This is a genomic window from Ferdinandcohnia sp. SAFN-114, assembly GCF_059415045.1.
Genome location: NZ_JBPFDQ010000006.1, coordinates 47495 through 66520, shown reverse-complemented (window position 1 = coordinate 66520; position 19026 = coordinate 47495). Strand labels below are relative to the sequence as shown.

22 protein-coding genes and 1 riboswitch are annotated in these 19026 nt (G+C 35.9%); of the genes, 18 read left to right on the top strand and 4 right to left on the bottom strand.

Annotation, left to right across the window (positions count from 1 at the left end; all coding sequences use genetic code 11):
- The first annotated feature begins 1 nt into the window (after position 1).
- The 9 genes from ccsB (at position 2) to ACR65M_RS03300 (ending at position 9168) form a co-directional block, all read left to right on the top strand.
- Entirely contained in the window at positions 2-1174 is a 1173-nt protein-coding gene (ccsB, locus tag ACR65M_RS03340) for a c-type cytochrome biogenesis protein CcsB (protein ID WP_341331002.1), read from the top strand.
- A 180-nt stretch (positions 1175-1354) separates the two neighbouring features.
- Positions 1355-2071, top strand: a complete 717-nt coding sequence (locus ACR65M_RS03335) for a response regulator transcription factor (RefSeq protein WP_341331003.1) — start codon at positions 1355-1357, stop codon at positions 2069-2071.
- Positions 2068-3855: an ATP-binding protein gene (locus tag ACR65M_RS03330; RefSeq protein WP_341331004.1), complete on the top strand. Its 1788-nt coding sequence runs from the start codon at positions 2068-2070 to the stop codon at positions 3853-3855. The genes ACR65M_RS03335 and ACR65M_RS03330 overlap by 4 nt, the downstream gene beginning before the upstream one ends.
- 101 nt (positions 3856-3956) lie before the next feature.
- Positions 3957-4181, top strand: a riboswitch (cobalamin riboswitch).
- Positions 4182-4533: 352 nt separating this feature from the next.
- On the top strand, positions 4534-4950 hold the full coding sequence (locus ACR65M_RS03325; protein ID WP_341331005.1) for a DUF4430 domain-containing protein: 417 nt from the start codon (positions 4534-4536) through the stop codon (positions 4948-4950).
- Complete coding sequence (locus ACR65M_RS03320; RefSeq protein WP_341331006.1) at positions 4950-5453, top strand: ECF transporter S component; 504 nt, start codon at positions 4950-4952, stop codon at positions 5451-5453. Before ACR65M_RS03325 ends, ACR65M_RS03320 begins: the two co-directional genes overlap by 1 nt.
- A gap of 111 nt (positions 5454-5564) precedes the next feature.
- Positions 5565-6113, top strand: coding sequence for an RNA polymerase sigma factor SigX (sigX, locus tag ACR65M_RS03315; protein WP_341331007.1), 549 nt, complete (start codon positions 5565-5567; stop codon positions 6111-6113).
- Positions 6091-7323, top strand: coding sequence for an RsiX family anti-sigma factor (locus ACR65M_RS03310; RefSeq protein ID WP_440272527.1), 1233 nt, complete (start codon positions 6091-6093; stop codon positions 7321-7323). Before sigX ends, ACR65M_RS03310 begins: the two co-directional genes overlap by 23 nt.
- Before the next feature lie 256 nt (positions 7324-7579).
- Positions 7580-8281 (top strand): peptidoglycan DD-metalloendopeptidase family protein, encoded by a 702-nt coding sequence (locus tag ACR65M_RS03305; protein ID WP_341331009.1) that lies wholly within the window; start codon positions 7580-7582, stop codon positions 8279-8281.
- Between the two features lie 74 nt (positions 8282-8355).
- Positions 8356-9168, top strand: a complete 813-nt coding sequence (locus tag ACR65M_RS03300) for a histidinol-phosphatase (protein WP_440272526.1) — start codon at positions 8356-8358, stop codon at positions 9166-9168.
- 88 nt (positions 9169-9256) lie between these two features.
- On the opposite strand, the gene ACR65M_RS03295 is transcribed toward ACR65M_RS03300, so the two are convergent.
- Positions 9257-9505, bottom strand: coding sequence for a 4Fe-4S domain-containing protein (locus ACR65M_RS03295; protein WP_077618638.1), 249 nt, complete (start codon positions 9503-9505; stop codon positions 9257-9259).
- Positions 9506-9806: 301 nt separating this feature from the next.
- On the opposite strand from ACR65M_RS03295, the gene ACR65M_RS03290 reads away from it, so the two are divergent.
- The 5 genes from ACR65M_RS03290 to ACR65M_RS03270 all read left to right on the top strand — a co-directional run bounded on the left by ACR65M_RS03290 (position 9807) and on the right by ACR65M_RS03270 (position 14224).
- Positions 9807-10883, top strand: coding sequence for a YpbB family protein (locus ACR65M_RS03290; RefSeq protein ID WP_341331011.1), 1077 nt, complete (start codon positions 9807-9809; stop codon positions 10881-10883).
- On the top strand, positions 10873-12384 hold the full coding sequence (locus ACR65M_RS03285) for a RecQ family ATP-dependent DNA helicase (RefSeq protein ID WP_341331012.1): 1512 nt from the start codon (positions 10873-10875) through the stop codon (positions 12382-12384). Before ACR65M_RS03290 ends, ACR65M_RS03285 begins: the two co-directional genes overlap by 11 nt.
- Positions 12385-12389: 5 nt before the next feature.
- On the top strand, positions 12390-12992 hold the full coding sequence (locus ACR65M_RS03280) for a CPBP family intramembrane glutamic endopeptidase (protein ID WP_341331013.1): 603 nt from the start codon (positions 12390-12392) through the stop codon (positions 12990-12992).
- Positions 12989-13657 carry a LysM peptidoglycan-binding domain-containing protein gene (locus ACR65M_RS03275; RefSeq protein WP_341331014.1) on the top strand — a complete coding sequence of 223 codons (669 nt, stop codon included), beginning with the start codon at positions 12989-12991 and terminating at the stop codon, positions 13655-13657. The genes ACR65M_RS03280 and ACR65M_RS03275 overlap by 4 nt, the downstream gene beginning before the upstream one ends.
- 102 nt (positions 13658-13759) lie before the next feature.
- Positions 13760-14224: a YpbF family protein gene (locus tag ACR65M_RS03270; protein ID WP_341331015.1), complete on the top strand. Its 465-nt coding sequence runs from the start codon at positions 13760-13762 to the stop codon at positions 14222-14224.
- A gap of 29 nt (positions 14225-14253) precedes the next feature.
- On the opposite strand, the gene ACR65M_RS03265 is transcribed toward ACR65M_RS03270, so the two are convergent.
- Genes ACR65M_RS03265 through ACR65M_RS03255 form a run of 3 tightly spaced genes read right to left on the bottom strand, consistent with a single transcriptional unit; the run spans position 14254 to position 15358 of the window.
- A complete protein-coding gene (locus ACR65M_RS03265) occupies positions 14254-14823 on the bottom strand; it encodes a manganese catalase family protein (protein WP_341331016.1) in 570 nt (189 codons plus the stop codon).
- Positions 14824-14861: 38 nt separating this feature from the next.
- Positions 14862-15131: a spore coat protein CotJB gene (locus ACR65M_RS03260; protein WP_341331017.1), complete on the bottom strand. Its 270-nt coding sequence runs from the start codon at positions 15129-15131 to the stop codon at positions 14862-14864.
- Entirely contained in the window at positions 15128-15358 is a 231-nt protein-coding gene (locus tag ACR65M_RS03255) for a spore coat associated protein CotJA (protein ID WP_341331018.1), read from the bottom strand. Before ACR65M_RS03255 ends, ACR65M_RS03260 begins: the two co-directional genes overlap by 4 nt.
- A gap of 158 nt (positions 15359-15516) precedes the next feature.
- Between ACR65M_RS03255 and ACR65M_RS03250 the strand changes: the two genes are divergently transcribed.
- The 4 genes from ACR65M_RS03250 to ACR65M_RS03235 all read left to right on the top strand — a co-directional run bounded on the left by ACR65M_RS03250 (position 15517) and on the right by ACR65M_RS03235 (position 18958).
- Positions 15517-15909, top strand: coding sequence for a hypothetical protein (locus tag ACR65M_RS03250; protein WP_341331019.1), 393 nt, complete (start codon positions 15517-15519; stop codon positions 15907-15909).
- A gap of 44 nt (positions 15910-15953) precedes the next feature.
- Complete coding sequence (locus ACR65M_RS03245; protein ID WP_341333524.1) at positions 15954-16730, top strand: metallophosphoesterase; 777 nt, start codon at positions 15954-15956, stop codon at positions 16728-16730.
- A gap of 109 nt (positions 16731-16839) precedes the next feature.
- Positions 16840-17430, top strand: a complete 591-nt coding sequence (locus ACR65M_RS03240; protein ID WP_341331020.1) for a genetic competence negative regulator — start codon at positions 16840-16842, stop codon at positions 17428-17430.
- Positions 17431-17674: 244 nt separating this feature from the next.
- Positions 17675-18958 (top strand): Glu/Leu/Phe/Val family dehydrogenase, encoded by a 1284-nt coding sequence (locus tag ACR65M_RS03235; RefSeq protein ID WP_341331021.1) that lies wholly within the window; start codon positions 17675-17677, stop codon positions 18956-18958.
- The last annotated feature ends 68 nt before the right edge of the window (positions 18959-19026 follow it).

Below are 19026 nucleotides of genomic sequence, written 5' to 3'. Positions count from 1 at the left end.
AATGGCTGAATTAAGTTCAAATTTACTATATGCTGCTTTTATTCTCTATCTTGTGGCAACATTTGTATTTGGTGGAGCGATTCGAGATAAAAAAAGTTCAAATGGATTTAACCGCTGGTCCCATGTCGGAATTTCTATTACAATCATTGGATTTGCTGCACAGTTAGGCTATTTTTTTACAAGATGGATTGCAGCAGGACATGCACCAGTAAGTAACCTATTTGAATTTATTACATTTTTCGGTATGATGCTAGTCCTAGCGTTTATCATTATTTACTTTATATATAAAACAAGTATTTTAGGACTGTTTACTTTACCGATTGCATTATTAGTTATTGCTTATGGAAGTATGTTTTCAAGAGAAATCTCTCCATTAATTCCAGCTTTACAAAGTGACTGGCTCCACATTCACGTTACAACAGCGGCATTAGGGCAAGCAATTCTTTCAATAAGTTTTGTCGCAGGAATCCTTTATCTTTTAAAAGGTGTAGATCAGTCTGTTAAAAGCAAGGAAACATTCTGGTTAGAATTTGTTATGTATACATTAGTTGTTGTTGTTGGATTTGTAGCCATTTCAACTGCATTTGGAGCTATGAAATATGAATCTGTGTTTTCATGGGTCGATAAAGACGGCGTTGAAGCTGAGATGGTATATAAATTACCTGCTTTGGTAGTACCTAATGAAGGCGAATTACTAACAGATGGCAAGTTTTCTAGCGGGATTGAATTACCTGCCTTATTAAGTGCTAGAAAAGTAAATACATTACTTTGGTCAATAATTTCAGGATCTATACTATATGGATTACTTCGTTTGATTTTACGTAAACGAGTAGGTGCAGCTCTACAGCCTTTAACAAGAAAATTAAACCTAGACTTAACGGATGAAATTGGTTACCGTTCAGTAGCAATTGGGTTTCCAGTTTTCACGTTAGGCGCGTTAATTTTTGCAATGATTTGGGCGCAAATTGCATGGACTCGCTTCTGGGGCTGGGATCCCAAAGAAGTATGGGCACTTATTACTTGGCTCTTCTATGCAGCATTTTTACACTTGAGGCTTTCAAAAGGCTGGCATGGTAAAAAATCTGCATGGCTTGCGGTCGTTGGATTCTTCATTATTATGTTTAATACTATATTTGTAAATTTAGTTATCGCTGGATTACACTCATACGCATAAGAAAAGAAGCCTTCATCATGTGATGAAGGTTTTTTATCTAACATTTATTGTGGCGAATTATCGACTTTTCTCTCATTGGATAAACTAGTGTGATATATGTTATAGCAAATTATGAAATTTTTATGTACGATAGTGTTGTAGAGAAATATTCTTTCGGAAAGAAAATGGAGGAATAAGAAAATGGAAAATGAAGCGAAAATTTTAGTTGTCGATGATGAAGAAAGAATTCGTCGTTTACTTAAAATGTATTTAGAAAGAGAAAATTATGTAATTGAAGAAGCGGAGAATGGAAATATTGCCTTAGAAAAGGCTTTGAAAAATGATTATGACCTTATTCTATTAGACCTCATGATGCCAGAAAAAGACGGAATTGAGGTATGCCGCGATTTGCGTGAGAAAAAATCAACTCCAATTATTATGCTTACTGCAAAAGGAGAAGAAGTAAACCGCGTGCAAGGCTTTGAAGTCGGTACTGATGATTATATAGTGAAGCCATTTAGTCCAAGAGAAGTTGTTCTTCGAGTAAAAGCTTTGCTAAGAAGGGCCTCACTTACAACCTATCTTCAAACTGAAACAACTGCTAAAGATGTAATCGTGTTTCCTCATCTAACAATTGATAATGATGCACACCGTGTGCTTGCAGATGGCAAGGAAGTAGGCTTAACACCGAAGGAATACGAACTCTTATGCTTTTTAGCAAAATCACCTGACAAAGTATTTGACCGTGAACAACTATTAAAAGAAGTATGGCATTACGAATTCTTTGGTGATTTGCGTACTGTAGATACACATGTGAAACGCTTGCGTGAAAAGTTAAATAAAGTGTCTCAGGATGCAGCAAAAATGATAGTAACTGTATGGGGCGTAGGTTATAAATTTGAGGTCGGCCAAGAATGAAATTTTGGAGAAGTGTAGTAGGAAAACTATGGGCAACCATTCTTTTACTGTTTTCCTTTGTGTTATTTGTTTTAACAATACTCTTCATGGAGTATTTTGAGAATTACCATATCCAAGAAGCTGAAAGAAGTTTAACTCAACTTGCTGCTAATATTGCTGTTATTATGGAGCAGCATGAGGATAAAAATGTAGCTAGGACCCTTGCGTGGGAGCTTGTGAATGATGAAACAAAGGTTATTATAGCAGCAGACGAAAACACGTTATGGGTATCTCCAGATCGAGCGGCTGTACCCAACATTCCCGTTACAGTTATTACAGAAGACCCAGATCTTAAACGTGTTATTACAAACGATCAAAACGCAAGCAAAAAGATAAAACTAACAGAGAATGAAAAAACTTCACAAGAGCAAAGACAAGAACTATTTGTGGTTGGTGCCCCACTTCACATCGAAAATGATCAGATGGGTGCAGTTTTTCTCTATCAATCCTTAGATGTAGTTCAAAAGACTACCAGGGATACAACTCAATTCATAATATTGGCTGCTGGTATCGGAATTGTCCTAACCACAGTTTTTGCCTTCTTCCTATTAACTCGTATTACAGCTCCGTTACGGAAAATGCGGGAAGCCGCTACTGAAGTAGCTAAAGGGAAATTTGATACAAAGGTTCCTATACTAACTCATGACGAAATTGGCGCTTTAGGAATGGCACTAAACCAAATGGGGAGGCAGTTGAAATATAACATAAATGCCCTTAATCAGGAGAAAGAGCAACTTGCAAGCATATTAAATAGTATGGCGGACGGAGTTATCACTTTAAATCGTGATGGCACGATATTGGTAACAAACCCTCCTGCAGAACGCTTTTTGCAAGCTTGGTATTACCAACAAGGTATGTATCAGGACGTTGGTCAGGAGCTTCCACCAGAGGTCAAGGATTTATTTCAACGTTCCGTTACATTTGAAAAGGAGCAATTTATTGAAATTAGTCTTCAAGGTAGAACATGGGTTATTTTAATGAGTCCGCTTTACAATCAGACGTATATAAGGGGTGCCGTTGCAGTACTTCGCGATATGACGGAGGAAAGACGTTTGGACAAGCTACGTGAAGATTTTATTGCAAATGTTTCTCACGAACTGCGAACTCCGATCGCAATGCTCCAGGGCTATAGTGAAGCAATTATGGATGACATAGCGAGCTCCGAGGAGGAGCGAAAGGAAATTACCAAAGTCATCTATGATGAGTCATTAAGAATGGGTCGACTTGTCAACGAATTATTAGATTTAGCTAGAATGCAATCAGGGAATATTACCTTAAATAAAGAAAAAGTTGATTTCGATACCCTTATTAATCGTGTGATTCGGAAATTTCAAGGTTTAGCTAAGGATAATCAAATAACTCTAACTGCAAAAAAGGTAGACGAAATTGGTGAAATTTATATAGACTCTGATCGCATTGAGCAAGTTTTTACAAACTTAATTGATAATGCGATTAGACATACCGATGAAAATGGTCAGGTTGAAGTACATGTTACTGGTCAAGAAACCTCAATAAAAGTTGATATTAAAGATACAGGTTCTGGTATTCCAGAAGAAGATTTACCTTTTGTATTTGAACGTTTCTATAAAGCGGACAAGGCTAGAACAAGAGGGAAATCTGGTACTGGTTTAGGGCTTGCGATTGTAAAAAACATTGTTAGTGCACACAACGGGAATATATCAGTCCATAGTAAGCTTGGTGAAGGAACGACATTTACATTCGTAATCCCTCGAAAAAGTGAATAATTTGAAAGAACATGGCGAAGATTCTTGTTCCATAAGAAACAATTTCCTTGTAAAATAAAAACTCTTCTTGTAATATAGGGATTGTTAAATAGAAAATTAAATATTTATTGAATCTTAGGTGTCAGAGAATGTAGATATTTCTTTATTCTCTCTAAGACTTAAAAGGGAATCTGGTGTAAATCCAGAACTGCCCCCGCAACTGTAAAAGTGGACGAAATGAGAAAAACCACTGTATGACTGGATGGCAAATGCTGTTCAACATATGGGAAGGACTCAAAGTAGGAAGAAGCTTAAGTCAGTAGACCTGCCTAATTCATTCCTTTTTTAATTCTCCGGGGTGCGGGAATTTGCGTTAAAACACCATGCTTTTTTGTTGTTTTTCTGTTATATCTTCAAAGCTCACCCCAAGGGTGAGCTTTTATTATTTTATTCCGCAGAAGCAAGACACTTCTGCGAAATAAAATAATAGCCTCCGGCGGATAACACGACTTTTCAAAGGAAATTTTCGATCTGTAAGATCAAAGACTAAGAACGCCACATCCTGTGGCAACGTCTTTATGACCCACTTCCTGTGGGCCTAAAACTCGGGCGCAAATACGCCAAGGCGCATTTGATTCGATGTTAGGTGCATAACACACTTATTCATACACATATTTTAACAAAAGGGGAGCTAGAAACATGAAAAAACTATTAGTTTCTTTACTATCATTGGGAATTTTATTTGGATGCAGCAATGCCCCATCTACAAATGAATCTTCCAACAACAAAGCTGAAACTGTAGATAAAGAAGAAGCAGCAGAGATTGTTACAGTCGTTATATCCAAAAACAATGGTGAAGAAATCATTGAAGAAAAAGAAATTAAAATTGAATCAGGAAAAGAAGTTACAGTTATGGACATCATGGAAGCAAACTTTGACGTCGAAACACAATTCGATGGTGCTTTTGTTGCCAGCATTAATGGCGTTGCAGGAAGTGAAGAAGAAAAGACATCATGGTTTTATTCTGTTAATGGTGAAGAAGCTATGGTAGGAGCTAATGAATACAAATTAGAGCCTGAAGATAAGATCGAATTCGATCTCCATAAGTGGGAATAATGAATTTATCCGTTAAAAACTTAACGCTCTTATCGATGCTAATCGCATTGTCCGTTGTAGGTCGTATTACATTTACATTCCTTCCGAATGTTCAGCCTATGACAGCGATTATCGTGATAACTAGCTTATTTTTGGGTCCCATCTATGGTGTGATTGTTGCTGTTTTTGGTTCTATATTAACGAATCTTGTAATGGGAATGGGTTTATGGACTATTGGCCAAATCATAGCATGGGGGATAATTGGGTTAATCAGCGGTGCATTACGAAAGTATCGAGATCGAATTCCTGTCATATTATTAGCCATATATGCAGTATTCTGTGGTTTCTTATATGGCTTTGTCATCTCAATTCCTCTCTATTTATTCTCGGGTAAGTTCTTTGCCTATTACTTAGCTGGATTACCATTTGATATGAGTCATGCAATTGGAAACGGAGTATTTTTTCTCATACTATATCCAATCTTGAGATTACTATTTTTAAAAAATGTAACAATTGCAAAGTAAGGAAGAATATTACCAAAATATTCTTCCTTTTTTTATTAATTCATACTATATTGGGAGTGTAACTTTTTTTATAAAACATTCGACTAATGAAATGAACGGGAGGATTTGCAAATGGATTCCTTGTTTGAGGAACTATATGAAAAGTATCATCACGATGTCTTCTCCTTCTTATTTTATATGGTAAAAAATCGTGAACAAGCTGAAGATCTCGTTCAGGAAGTTTATATAAGAGTTTTAAAATCATATGATAGATTCGAAGGAAAAAGTAGTGAAAAAACATGGTTGTTTTCAATTGCAAGACATGTCGCGATTGATTCGTTCCGGAAACAAAAAGGGTGGAAACAGCGAATAATGGATTCCTTTGATTGGAGTCGTCAAGAGGTAAAAGATTTTGCACCACTTCCGGAAGAAATAGCATTGCAAAATGAACAAGTTCAAATGATGTACCGTTGCTTGGAAAACTGTACAACAGATCAGCGTATGGTACTGATATTACGATATATCCAATCACTTTCGATTGCAGAGACTGCTGAAGCTTTAGGGTGGACGGAGAGTAAAGTCAAGACAACTCAGCACAGAGGTCTAAAGGTATTAAAGAAGTATATGGAGGAATCAGGCGTAAAGGAGGGGATAGATGATGAAAAAATCAAAGTGGAGTGATGAACAACTCGAGCAGATGCTTACGCAAATGCCAGGTGTAAAAGACAAACGGAAGCCACAAGAGATTTATCAAAATATAACCCTTAAAATGAATAAGAAAAAGAGAAAAATGTGGCTTGTCCCTACCCTTGCATCTGCAGCAGCAGCGCTTCTATTATTCATCTTAGCTCCTTCTTTCATTAATAATATGAACAGTTCAAGCTTCGACTCAGCACAAATGGCAAGAGAAAATACAAACATTACTATGGATTCAGAGAATAGAGAAGCATCATCAAAGGACGAATCATTTAGCACATTGCAAAAAGAAGAGGAACCACAACAAGATGAAGAGGCTGGAATATATTCATTTGAGGGACAGCCAAGCAATAGTTACGCTGTAAAAACTGTAGGGGAAAATGAAGTCCTTCTAACATATGGTGTGTATTTGGGCGGTGTAATGTTTCCTTCTGTCGTTTCGGTAATCGTCGATTCTAACGGGGAAAATGTTGTTGAACAATGGCAAAAGACAGTTCCAAGAGTAAATGAAGTTATTCGTAAAAACAAGGAATGGGGCATTGACGAAATATCAAATTCATATTTTGAGGATTTTTCAGAAGTTGTAACGAAAGACAATTCAAAAGCTGTAAGGGTGGACGTAAATAACTCAATTAATACTGAGTCTTTTGCTACTGCTGAAGCTGCAGAATTTTCACATACAATTAGTTCGTTCCGTTATTTGTTAGAAGACTATCAACATGTTGAACTTTTCCAAAATAATCAACAAGGAATTACTATCGGGCAAACGGGTATCATTGAGAATTATATTGATGTTGAAAAAGATACCAAAAAGGCATACCTGTATTATATAAATGATAGTTCAGACCGCAAAATATTAGCTTTAACTTATGAGGATTTTAATACGATTGAACAAGCACTGGAAGCTATGAAAGTGGAGGCTAAACAAGGCGATTATAACCTACATCCACCAATTATATCTGAAATTAAACAAATTAAAGCAGATGGTTCTAATTTAGAAATTCATTTTAGTGATGACTCGGACTTAGAGAATACAGATAATTATATCCTTATGCTAGATGCAATTATGCTAACCGCTAAAGAGTTTAATTTTGAGACTGTTACTTTTTATGGAAATATTGACCAAATTGGTGATGTGAGAATAGGGGAACAGGTACCTGTACCACTCGCACCAAATCTAATTCAATTGCAATAAGAGACACGAAGTTGTCTCTTTTTTTTTTGCTTTAAATATATGATTTGGATAGGTGTAACTAGGCAGCATGACCTTCTTGGTTATGAAAAGTATTACTTTATTTACATAATTTAAGAAAATTTTTCAAATAATGTAAGGGTGTCCCTTATTTGCTTAGTAAATAGAGAAAATGTTAGATAGGGGGTGTCCTTGAATCTAAACATAACGGGTTCACATTTTCATAGTATCTTTGTTCAATATTTTGAGGAGGATCAAAATGTTTGGTAAACGATTTGCAATTGTTGCTATTTTAGCAGTTTGTACAGGATTACTCTTTATGGGAGGACGTAATGTCATCGCACATGAACTACCTAGTAACACCGCAACAGAGGAATGGGCATGGCCAGTCATAGGGAGAATCACTGATACATTCGGAACGAGACAGGGGAATCACAAGGGCTTAGATATCGCTGCTCCACTTGGTGATCACATATATACGGTTGAGGAAGGAATCGTGAAAAAATCATATTACAAGGGTTCATATGGGCATGTCGTTTTTATTGAGCATCCTAATGGATATGAGACAGTGTATGCACATTTAAGTAAGCGAAATGTTCAAGAAGGAGAAAAGGTCGTAAAAGGTCAATTAATTGGTCATATCGGTAGTACGGGCAATTCAACAGGTCCACATTTACATTTTGAAGTACATAATGGAGAATGGAATGCTTCTAGAAATAATGCGATTGACCCTCTTTATATGCTAACCGATGAACAAATTCTAGTTCCTACATTAATGGAATTGGAAAAAGAGGGCGTTGAAGTTTCAAAAAAGCTTGAAACCTATACAGTGAGGGCTGGGGATTCATTATCAGTAATTGCGAATAGGGTAGGTTTATCAGTTGAAGAAATCAAAATGTTAAATCAGTTAACAGATGATTTAATTTTTCCAAATCAAATTTTAATTGTCGAAAAATCCTAAATAATTTTGAGCTTTTCTATTCCCCTATAGTGACAAGTTCATGTATAATAAGAAAAACTTTGGGGGGATTCGTTATGCGAACTGATTATCACAATCATTTAGAGCTTGGAACGCTTGAATTAGACTATTTAATGAAGTTTATTGACGAAGCAAAGGTAAAAAAAATTGACCATTTTGGGATTTCTGAACACGCATATCATTTTTATCAGACAAAAGATATTCTGAGTAATCCTTGGGTTGATGCAAGAAGATATTATGACATGAAGGATTATGTAGATTTATTTAAGCTTGCCTGGAAAAATAATATTGATGTAAAGATGTCAATTGAAATGGATTATACACCTGGAAAGCATGCAGAAATGGAAAAATTCATTTCTTCTTATGATTTTGATTATGTAATTGGCTCCATTCATTGGGTTGGCGATTTTGGAATTGACCTTGCGGAGTTCCGTGAAGAATGGGATAAAAGGGATCTACATGATACATATACAAAGTATTATGATCAGGTGATTACATTGGCAGAATCAAACCTATTTGATATTATCGGCCATATTGATCTAGTCAAAATTTTTAAATATATTCCTGAAGATGAGGAGTTTCTCCTGCATCAATTTGATCGTGCAACTACCGCATTAGCGAACTCAAAAACATGCGTTGAAATTAGTACAGCTGGATTACGAAAGCCTATTGGAAAGCTTTATCCAGATCCTCGACTACTGCAAATGTGCTTTAACAAAAACATTCCTATCGTCTTGTCATCAGACGCACATCGACCACAGGATGTAGGAGCAGATTTTGATCAAGCAATTGAACTAGCTAAAAGTGTAGGCTACAAAACCTTAATGACATTTGAAAAAGGGGAACGCATTGAAGTTCCACTCGGATAAACGAACGACAAAAAGCAGGCATTGCCTGCTTTTTGCCATTATAAAAAAAGAACCCTAAAACGAAAGGGTTCTTCTTTTAATATAAGGACTATTCAAATTTTAGTGGATCACCGTCGAATGGCTCGTCGGCTACCTTAATGGAATCCGTTGGGCAACCTTCAAAAGCATCGATCATGTCTTCCTCTAATATTTCTGGAATTTCTACAATTCCTTGGTTATCATCAAGTGTTACAAATGCGATTCCGTCATCATCGTAATCGTAGATGTCAGGTGCAGCTGCACCACATGCACCACATGCGATACAAGTTTCTTTGTCAACAATGGTATACTTTGCCATGTGTACTTTACCTCCCAAAAAATCGTTACATGTATAAAATGTATATTTATAGTAGTTCCCCATCCTACTTCCTAATAGCATGGAAACAGCTTCCTCATACTCATTGTATAGCTGTTCACAAAACTTTTCAATAAAAATATATAGTGAGATTGCTTATTCTAAAGGGGTTTTTCTCGTTTGACAAGCATGTTCATAATTCCACACGAAAACATCCCACTTTTCGTTATTATTTGATAAAATAATAGTAACATTCGTTCGACAATTTTCCATCTATTTCGTCGTTTAAAGGGGGGGAGAAACCGTGAACATTACTTATCGTTCAATCTTAATCTTGTATAGTTTGCATAAACTAGATGGTGAACGCACTGTTTATGGGATTCATCACTTGTTGAACGGTAAAAAATCCTCCCAAACGATTGGGGATGCGAATTTATTTGGTCTCACTCCTTTATTCGGTATTCTAAGGCCGATCGGAAGGGAACAGGTTGAGAAGGAAATACAAATCCTTCGTGAACATGCTCTAATTGAAGAAATAACAGCTTCAAGTAATAAATTTACCATTACATCTCTAGGTGAACGTGTATTAAAAAAGGAATTTGAAAACAAACCGATTCCTCCCCATTTAAATGGTTGGAAGCACAATGAACAATCCATCTTACTATGGCGTAGGCTTTCATTGTTAACGCAGGTATTGTCGAATTTAGTAAATGGGAAAAAACAGTATACTCCTATCCAACAAGAGGATTCAATTGTTGACTGGGTAAAAGGATTCTTAATTAAGTATGGACATACTCGATTTACATTATCAGAAGCCATTTACAATGAGGTTTTGTCGGTCCTTGAAATGGTCACAGAGCTTGAATCAACTATTTTTGTCATGAGGCTGACCAGTTCAGCGAGAATTGGCTATACTATCGATCAGATTAGTTCTTTACTTGGTGAGGATGAAATATGGTGCCAGGTTCTCTTTTTACATACCTTACATACAATCATTCATCATCTTGAAATGAATAGGCACAGTTTCCCTCTTCTAGGTTCTATGATCGAGGCTAATCATCAAGAGGAAGTATTGCTAACAGTTTCAACAAAGAAAACGTATCAATTGCTATTACAGGGTAAAACAATCGATGAAATTGGAATCATTCGAAATCTAAAACGGAATACAATTGAAGATCATATTGTAGAAGTTACACATCAAAAACCTGATTTTTCAATTGACCGTTTCGTTACTCACGAGCATCAGCAGCAGATTTTATCTGTATATAAGACATTAAATGTAAAGCAATTACGACCTTTAAAGGAAAAATTGTCAATTGACATCTCGTATTTTGAAATTAGGCTAGTCCTTGCAAGATTTGGTGGTAAACATGGATCTTAATTTAGTTTTAAAAGAAAAATTTAATCATTCTACGTTCCGAGAAGGGCAAAAGGAAATTATAGAAGATATTTTAGCTGAACATGATGTCATGGCCCTCTTACCAACTGGTGGAGGGAAATCACTGTGTTATCAGCTTCCTGCTCAAATTCTCGATGGTAGTGTACTTATCATTTCACCACTTGTTGCACTTATGGAAGATCAGGTTCTTCAAATAAAAAAAATGGGTGAAAAAAGGGTAATTGCCCTTAACAGTTTTTTATCGATCGAAAGAAAACGTAAGGTTATTTCGAGTTTGCACAACTATAAATATATTTTTGCCTCCCCAGAAATTCTCCAGTCAAAATTTATATTAAATCGATTAAAAGAAATTCGTTTTTCTATGTTTGTGGTGGATGAAGCACATTGTATCTCGCAATGGGGACATGATTTTCGTCCAGACTATTCCCGATTGGGCGAGATTCGCCGTGAAATCGGTTCCCCACCTTGTTTAGCGTTAACCGCTACAGCTACAAAAGAGGTTCTAGGGGATATTAGCAGGACATTAAAATTGAATGACCCGAAAATGCACATCCACTCGATCGATCGACCAAATATTGCAATAATGGTGAAAAAGGTTAATTCGATGGAGGAAAAGAAAGATTTGCTCTTGAATTATCTAAAAGATTTGCAAGGGCCAGGAATTATTTATTTTTCAAGTCGACTATGGGCCGAAAATATTGCCCAATTTTTAAAAGATGAAGGCTTTGACCGAGTTGCTTATTATCATGGTGGAATGGAACAGGAAAAAAGAATGTTGATCCAGGAGCAATTTTTAAATAATCAACTATCCATTATTTGTTGCACAAATGCATTTGGGATGGGTGTGAATAAGTCTGATATCCGATTTGTCATTCACTTCCATTACCCTTCACAAGTAGAGGCATATTTACAGGAAATGGGGCGTGCTGGCAGGGACGGAAAATCAAGTATTGCAATACTACTTCATAGTGAACTTGACAGAGAAATACCTGAAGTCTTACTTAAATATGAGTTTCCAACGAAAGAACAAACTCATCAAATAATCGAATACATTAATAATGAGATACAATCAAAAGGGAAATTTACAAATACAAAATCGGTTGAAGAGTATTTTTATTCAACATTCGGTGTGTCTGAAGTTCAATGGCGATTTATTCAATTTTACCTGGAAATAGATGATGGTATGGAGTACGAACTCAACACTCAGCAGAAAGTTGAAATTATAGAGGAAGCTGCAAATAAACGATATTCATACAAGTACAGCAAACTTAAACTGATGGAGAGATGGTTAGAGACTCAGGGATGTCGAAGGGAAGCTATTTTATCTTACTTCGATGAAAGCCTAAAAATGAGACCATCATCTTGCTGTGATTTATGCGGAATTGACTTAGAACTGTACAAACGAAGCGGTAAAGAAGTAAGTGGGTGGGAGCTACCATCTTGGAGACAAGAATTGCATCGTATCTTCCATAGAAATGGGTGAAAATTATGAGTAGGCGCCAAGCTGATATTATCAAAAACTTACCAGATAAAGAAATAGTTTTTCACCTTTATCTAACACAAGCAATTCTTTTAATTTTGTCTCTAGTGCTTGGGTTTTTCCTATTTGATCATTGGTCATCATTTATGGAACTTTGGAATTGGAAGGATTGGAATATTCTCCTTGTTGGTTCTGGATTTGCAGTATCTGTTGTAATTATAGATTTTTTGCTTGTAAAATGGCTTCCGGAGGCAATGTACGATGATGGCGGTATTAATGAGAGAATCTTTCAAACAAGAAGTATTCCACATATTTTTATTTTATGCCTATTGATTTCCTTTGCGGAAGAGATTTTATTTAGAGGTGTCATTCAAACCCATTTTGGACTGGTTATAGCTAGTATGATATTTGCTTTATTACATGTCCGTTATTTACATAAGTGGGTTCTATTGACATCTGTAGTTCTTTTAAGCTTTCTATTAGGATATATCTATGAGGTCTATGCAAATCTTTGGATTACCGTTTATGCTCATTTTTGGATTGATTTTATTTTAGCAGTAAAGCTTAGAAAAGATTATTTGCGTGATCAAAAAGAGGGGGTATCGTCATGAAGCATCCTGAAGGAGAAGAAACGTCAGTTAATAAACGAAGAAGAACTTCGACTTTACCATCTCGAAGTGAAATTCATAATAAAAAGAAAAAGAAAACAAAATTTAAGATTAAATATCCGATTATTCGTTTATTAGCTCTATTATTTATTTTACTTCCTATTGCAATTCTCAGCTATAAATTTAATACGAATCCTGAAAAACTGGAGGCAAGTCCGCTAAAAAAGAGTGCAAATTTTGAAAGTATCAGCTATGAAGATAAAGAAGATGCCTTTCGTAATCCTGAAAATGATGAGGAAGAAACACCAACTGAAGAAATAGAGACAGAACAAGAACCAGCTGAACAAGAACAAAAAACGGTTGAACCAAACGAAGCAAAACAATCAGAAGTCAACAACCAAGAGGAAACTAAAGAAGAAGCGGTTCAAAAGGTTGAAGCAAATAAATCAAATACAGACGAGGTAAAGCAACCGGTTCAAGAACAGCCTAAGGACCGTTATAATGTGAAATATCATACGGTAAAAGCCGATGAAACATTATTCCGGATATCGATGAAATATTATAATAGTCGCTCTGGTGAAGAGTTAATAAAAAGATGGAATAATTTAAATGGTGAAACCGTTATTGAAGGTCAAGTCTTAGAAATTCCAATTAAAATAAACGAATGAATAACGCGAGGTTTTCGCGTTATTTTTTTTGTGCAGACATATCCAGATGTACAAGCACATATTTTATAATAGGTCATTCTAGAAGTATATGGTTTGGGGGGATTGAAAATAGAAGAAAAAATTAAGGAATTAAATGAATATACGGATGATGTAACAAAGCAAATGCTTCAACATTCGGTTGAGAAAAAGAGAAAATTTGAAAAATTAAAGGCAAGAGCCTATTATATGAAGCTTATTGCACTTTTTTTATCGTCGGTTTTTTTAGTATATGTGTATAAAACCATAGTCCTTCCTTATAGCCATTCAACCGAATTGATGATTAGTATATTTCTCGACGGTTCCATATATTTTATGTTTGTATTTATCATCGGTGGACTTTATGGTGGAATTCGCTATGTTGATAAAAAGAAAGATGAAGCTGAAGATAAATATCATGCAATTCGATGTGAAATTGTTGATAAGAGTAAGGACTTGTGGAAAGAACCGGTACAATGGCGTGAGCGCCAGAGGGTTTTTGAAATGATGAAAAAAGAATATGATGTGAATTTATATCATGAAAGTAAATAGCTGAATTTAGCATTCAGCTATTTACTCATTTAGAAAAATTTCTTTTTGTCTCTTTCATCTTTAAGAATTTCAACCGCTTCTCTAAATCGTTGAGCATGTATGATTTCACGTTCTCGAAGGAATCGAAGACTATCATTTAAATCCGGATCATCACTCATATTAATAATCCATTGATAGGTGGCTCTTGCTTTTTCTTCAGCTGCAATATCTTCATATAAATCAGCAATTGGGTCTCCTTTTGCTTGGATATATGATGCTGTAAATGGTACGCCTGCAGCATTATTGTAAAATAGTGCGGAATCATGGTTCACGTAGTGTGGTGCAAGACCAGCTGCTTTTAACTGATCTGGGGTTGCGTCTTTTGTAAGTTTATACACCATTGTCGCAATCATTTCTAAATGAGCAAATTCTTCAGTTCCAATATCATTCAACAATCCAATCACTTTACCTGGTATGGTGTAACGTTGATTTAAATAACGTAATGCAGCGGCTAGCTCACCGTCAGCACCGCCATATTGTTCAATCAATAATTTAGCTAAAGCTGGGTTACACGTACTTACTTTGACAGGATACTGTAGCTTTTTTTCATATATCCACATACGTTAATCCTCCCCTTGTTAAACAAAAGATTATTTTGTTAAACCTGCCATGGCCAAGGTTCGTCGTCCCAGTTCCAGGGATATTTGGAATAGCTATAACGTCCAAACTGAGTTAATGGCCCAAACCTTTCTTCATAAACCTTTGCAATCTTTCTTCGTTGCTGAGAAACAGTATTAAATTGTTGGATCGCTTCAAAATCATTTGGATGGGTATCTAGATACAAGGTGAGTTCTACTAAGACAAAATCCAATGCCTGTAAATCCTCTAATAACGCATAATACTCTGGGGGCATCTGTTTAGGATTCATTTACTCTCAGCCTCCCTTTTCGGTTCATATGGCCCAAAATACGGATCGTAAAAGGCTTTCCAAAGCGTACCCGCAAATAATGCTTCCCTGGGTGAGAATTGTGGTAGGTTTGCTGGTTGAAATGGTATATATAGATTTGGAGGGGTAACGTAGGTTTTACATATGATTGGTTTGCAAGGGTCAAAAGGGCTTATATAGGGGTAATAGACCTTCCTAGTAGTAAACATGAAACAACCTCCTTGATGTCGATATACAAAACGATATCAGTTTACTTTATGGCTGGAGAAATAAAAAAATGACTAGGAAATTATTTTAAACATGGAATAGGAAAATTTGTATCTATTCCATGCTCTCTTCATAATCTTAATATGAAGGAGATGGGGGTATGTATAAATTTTTATATGAAGTGATTGGATTTTTTTGCGGGTTTATGATCATCTTTTTAACATCAGGAACTTCCATCATTGAAATACCACAATTGTTGACAAGTTTTATCATAAACCCGTTCCTGTTTGTCATCTTAATGATTTGTTTTTTTATTGGGTTTTTAGCTCATTCAGTGTTAATTAAGGGTGTCATTGAAAACTTTTACCACATGGTTAAAGGTAATCGTTTTTCATTTATGCAATTAATCTACCCTGTAACTTTAGTAGGAGGCTATTTCATTTTATTTATATTTGGGCCTTGGCAAACCTTTTTATTGATAGCCTTTTCCATTATTTATGGTATCATTACTGTAGATTTACCTTTATACAGACAAAGTTCAAACTCCGAATGAATTAAAGTAAAAAGCTGTTAGATAGGTAGGGCAAAATCGTGACCATACTATTTTTTTACGGTATACTTTTAATTGGAATAATACTCCTTTTCTATATGTGGCGTGAAGCAAGAAAGGACCGTGTTATAACGAATACACTTACATTTACGAACTTTCCAAAAAGCTTTGGAAAGATTACCATATTCTTCATTTCAGATATTCACAGAAGAGAGGTTTCAGAAAATATAATCAATGAGGTAAAAGGGAAAGCAGACATTGTTATAATTGGAGGAGATTTAACTGAAAAGGGAGTACCGTTTGAAAGAGTGGAGAAAAACCTTCAATTAATAAAAATGGTTGGGCCGACTTACTTTGTATGGGGAAATAACGACTATGAAGTTGATTACCATGAACTCGATTCTCTTCTTTTAAGTATGGGAATTAAAATTCTTGATAACACAGCTATGTTTTTTGAAACGGGTGAGGGAGAAAAGCTCGCTCTTTTAGGAATAGATGATTTGAGGGAAGGCAGAAGTCGTTTGGACCTTGCTCTTCTAGACGCAGGGGATGACGTGGATTTTAAAATTTTGGTTAGCCATAATCCGGAAATTAAAAGTGAACTTCAACCTGAACAAGGGATAAGTCTTCTATTATCTGGACACACCCATGGTGGACAAATCCGGTTTTGGAAATTTGGACTTTATCCTAAAGGCGGGGTAGAACACAAAAATGAAACGACCATTTTCGTAAGTAATGGATATGGAACATCCGGTGTTCCACTCAGGCTCGGTGCACCACCTGAAACACATTTACTTATCCTACAATCATCACAAAGTGAATAGACGTTGCAAAAAAAGTCCTAACAACGCTAATTCCTAGAACATAATTTATATTCTTTCATAAAATAAAGAAACGGTTGCTGTAGGTGTGATGGTGAGGGAGGGTTTTTTAATGCGTCTCGAACGCTTAACTTATAATAAAATCAAGATTTTTCTAACATTCGATGATCTGGTTGATCGTGGCCTCACTAAAGATGATCTTTTGTCGGATTCGCTTAAGGTCCACCAATTATTCCGAGATATGATCGAAGAAGCAAGTATCGAATTAGGCTTTGAAGCCGATGGTCCTATTGCTGTAGAAGTGTATTCTTTACAAGCTCAAGGTATGGTGATCATCGTTACTAATTCAGTAGGTGACCTTGAAGACGAAGAATTTATGGATGAAGATTATATTGAAATGCAGGTTACGCTTGATGAAAGTAAAGACATATTTTATGAGTTTCACTCATTTGAAGATGTAATCCAACTTTCAACCAGATTAAAAAGTTTATCAATAGATGGTGGAAGATTATATTCATTTAAAGGCTATTTTTATTTACTGCTTGAAGATAATTTGACACTCCAAACTGAGAACGTCATTGCTATTTTAGCTGAGTTTGGCAATCCTGCAACTATTACAAAATATCGGGTACATGAATATGGGAAAATACTTTTTAAAGAAAATGCAATGAAAGAAATTTACAAGTATTTTATAAAAAAATAGGGAAGACCTCTAACCTAGATTAGGGGTTTTTCTTTTATGGTTAGCTATAAAATCTCAAATTGTAAACTCATTTACAATTTTGAAAGAAAAATGAAGATTCTTCATTTTTCATCTTGCATAAACATATGGAAGGTGTATACTAGTGACTGGAAAGGTGGACAATAAGAGAAATTTGATTCGCCATGTTCACCGCGCTTTTTGAACATCCTCTAATGGAATTGGAAAAATCTTGGGAGGTTTACAAATGGTAGCCGAAAACAAAAAGGACATTTCAGGGCAGAATAATGAAGAAAAGATGGATGTCCTCAAATCTACACAAACAGTTATACATAAGGCATTAGAAAAATTAGGGTACCCTGAGGAAGTTTATGAACTATTAAAAGAGCCGATTCGGATGATGACCGTAAAAATTCCTGTAAGAATGGATGATGGATCTGTTAAGATTTTCACAGGCTATCGTGCACAGCATAACGATGCAGTAGGCCCTACAAAAGGTGGGATTCGATTTCATCCTAATGTTACAGAAAAGGAAGTTAAAGCGCTTTCGATTTGGATGAGTTTGAAATGTGGTATCGTTGACTTACCATATGGTGGAGGAAAAGGTGGAATCATTTGTGATCCTAGAGATATGTCATTCCGCGAGCTTGAACGATTAAGTCGTGGATATGTTCGTGCAATCAGTCAAATCGTAGGTCCTACAAAGGATATTCCAGCGCCGGATGTATTTACCAATTCACAAATCATGGCCTGGATGATGGACGAGTATAGTCGCATAGACGAATTTAACTCACCAGGATTTATTACAGGTAAACCGCTTGTGTTAGGTGGATCACATGGTCGTGAGTCTGCAACTGCAAAAGGAGTTACAATTTGTATTCGTGAAGCGGCGAAAAAGCGTGGCATTGATTTGGAAGGTGCCCGCGTTGTTGTACAAGGTTTCGGAAATGCAGGAAGCTTTTTATCAAAATTTATGCATGATGCCGGTGCTAAGGTAATTGGTATTTCAGATGCATATGGTGGTTTATATGATCCAAATGGTTTAGATATTGATTATCTATTAGACCGTCGAGACAGTTTCGGAACTGTTACAAAGTTATTTAATGATACAATCACCAACAAGGAATTGTTGGAGCTTGATTGTGATATTCTTGTTCCGGCTGCAATCGAAAACCAGATTACTGAAGAGAATGCCCATAATATAAAGGCGAGCATAGTAGTAGAAGCTGCAAACGGACCTACTACACTTGAAGCAACACAAATTTTAACTGAAAGAGGAATTCTGCTAGTACCTGATGTTTTAGCAAGTGCTGGTGGTGTTACCGTTTCTTATTTTGAATGGGTTCAAAATAACCAAGGCTATTACTGGTCAGAAGAAGAAGTGGAAGAAAAACTTGAAAAAGTAATGGTCAAATCCTTTGAAAACATTTATACAACTGCTCAGAATAGACGTGTTGACATGAGACTTGCAGCCTACATGGTAGGGGTAAGAAAAATGGCGGAAGCTTCTCGCTTCAGAGGCTGGATTTAACAACTATTTTGAGACGGGCTTAAAAGACTGCACAGGAATTGCACAGAATTTGATTCATTTTATTTGCA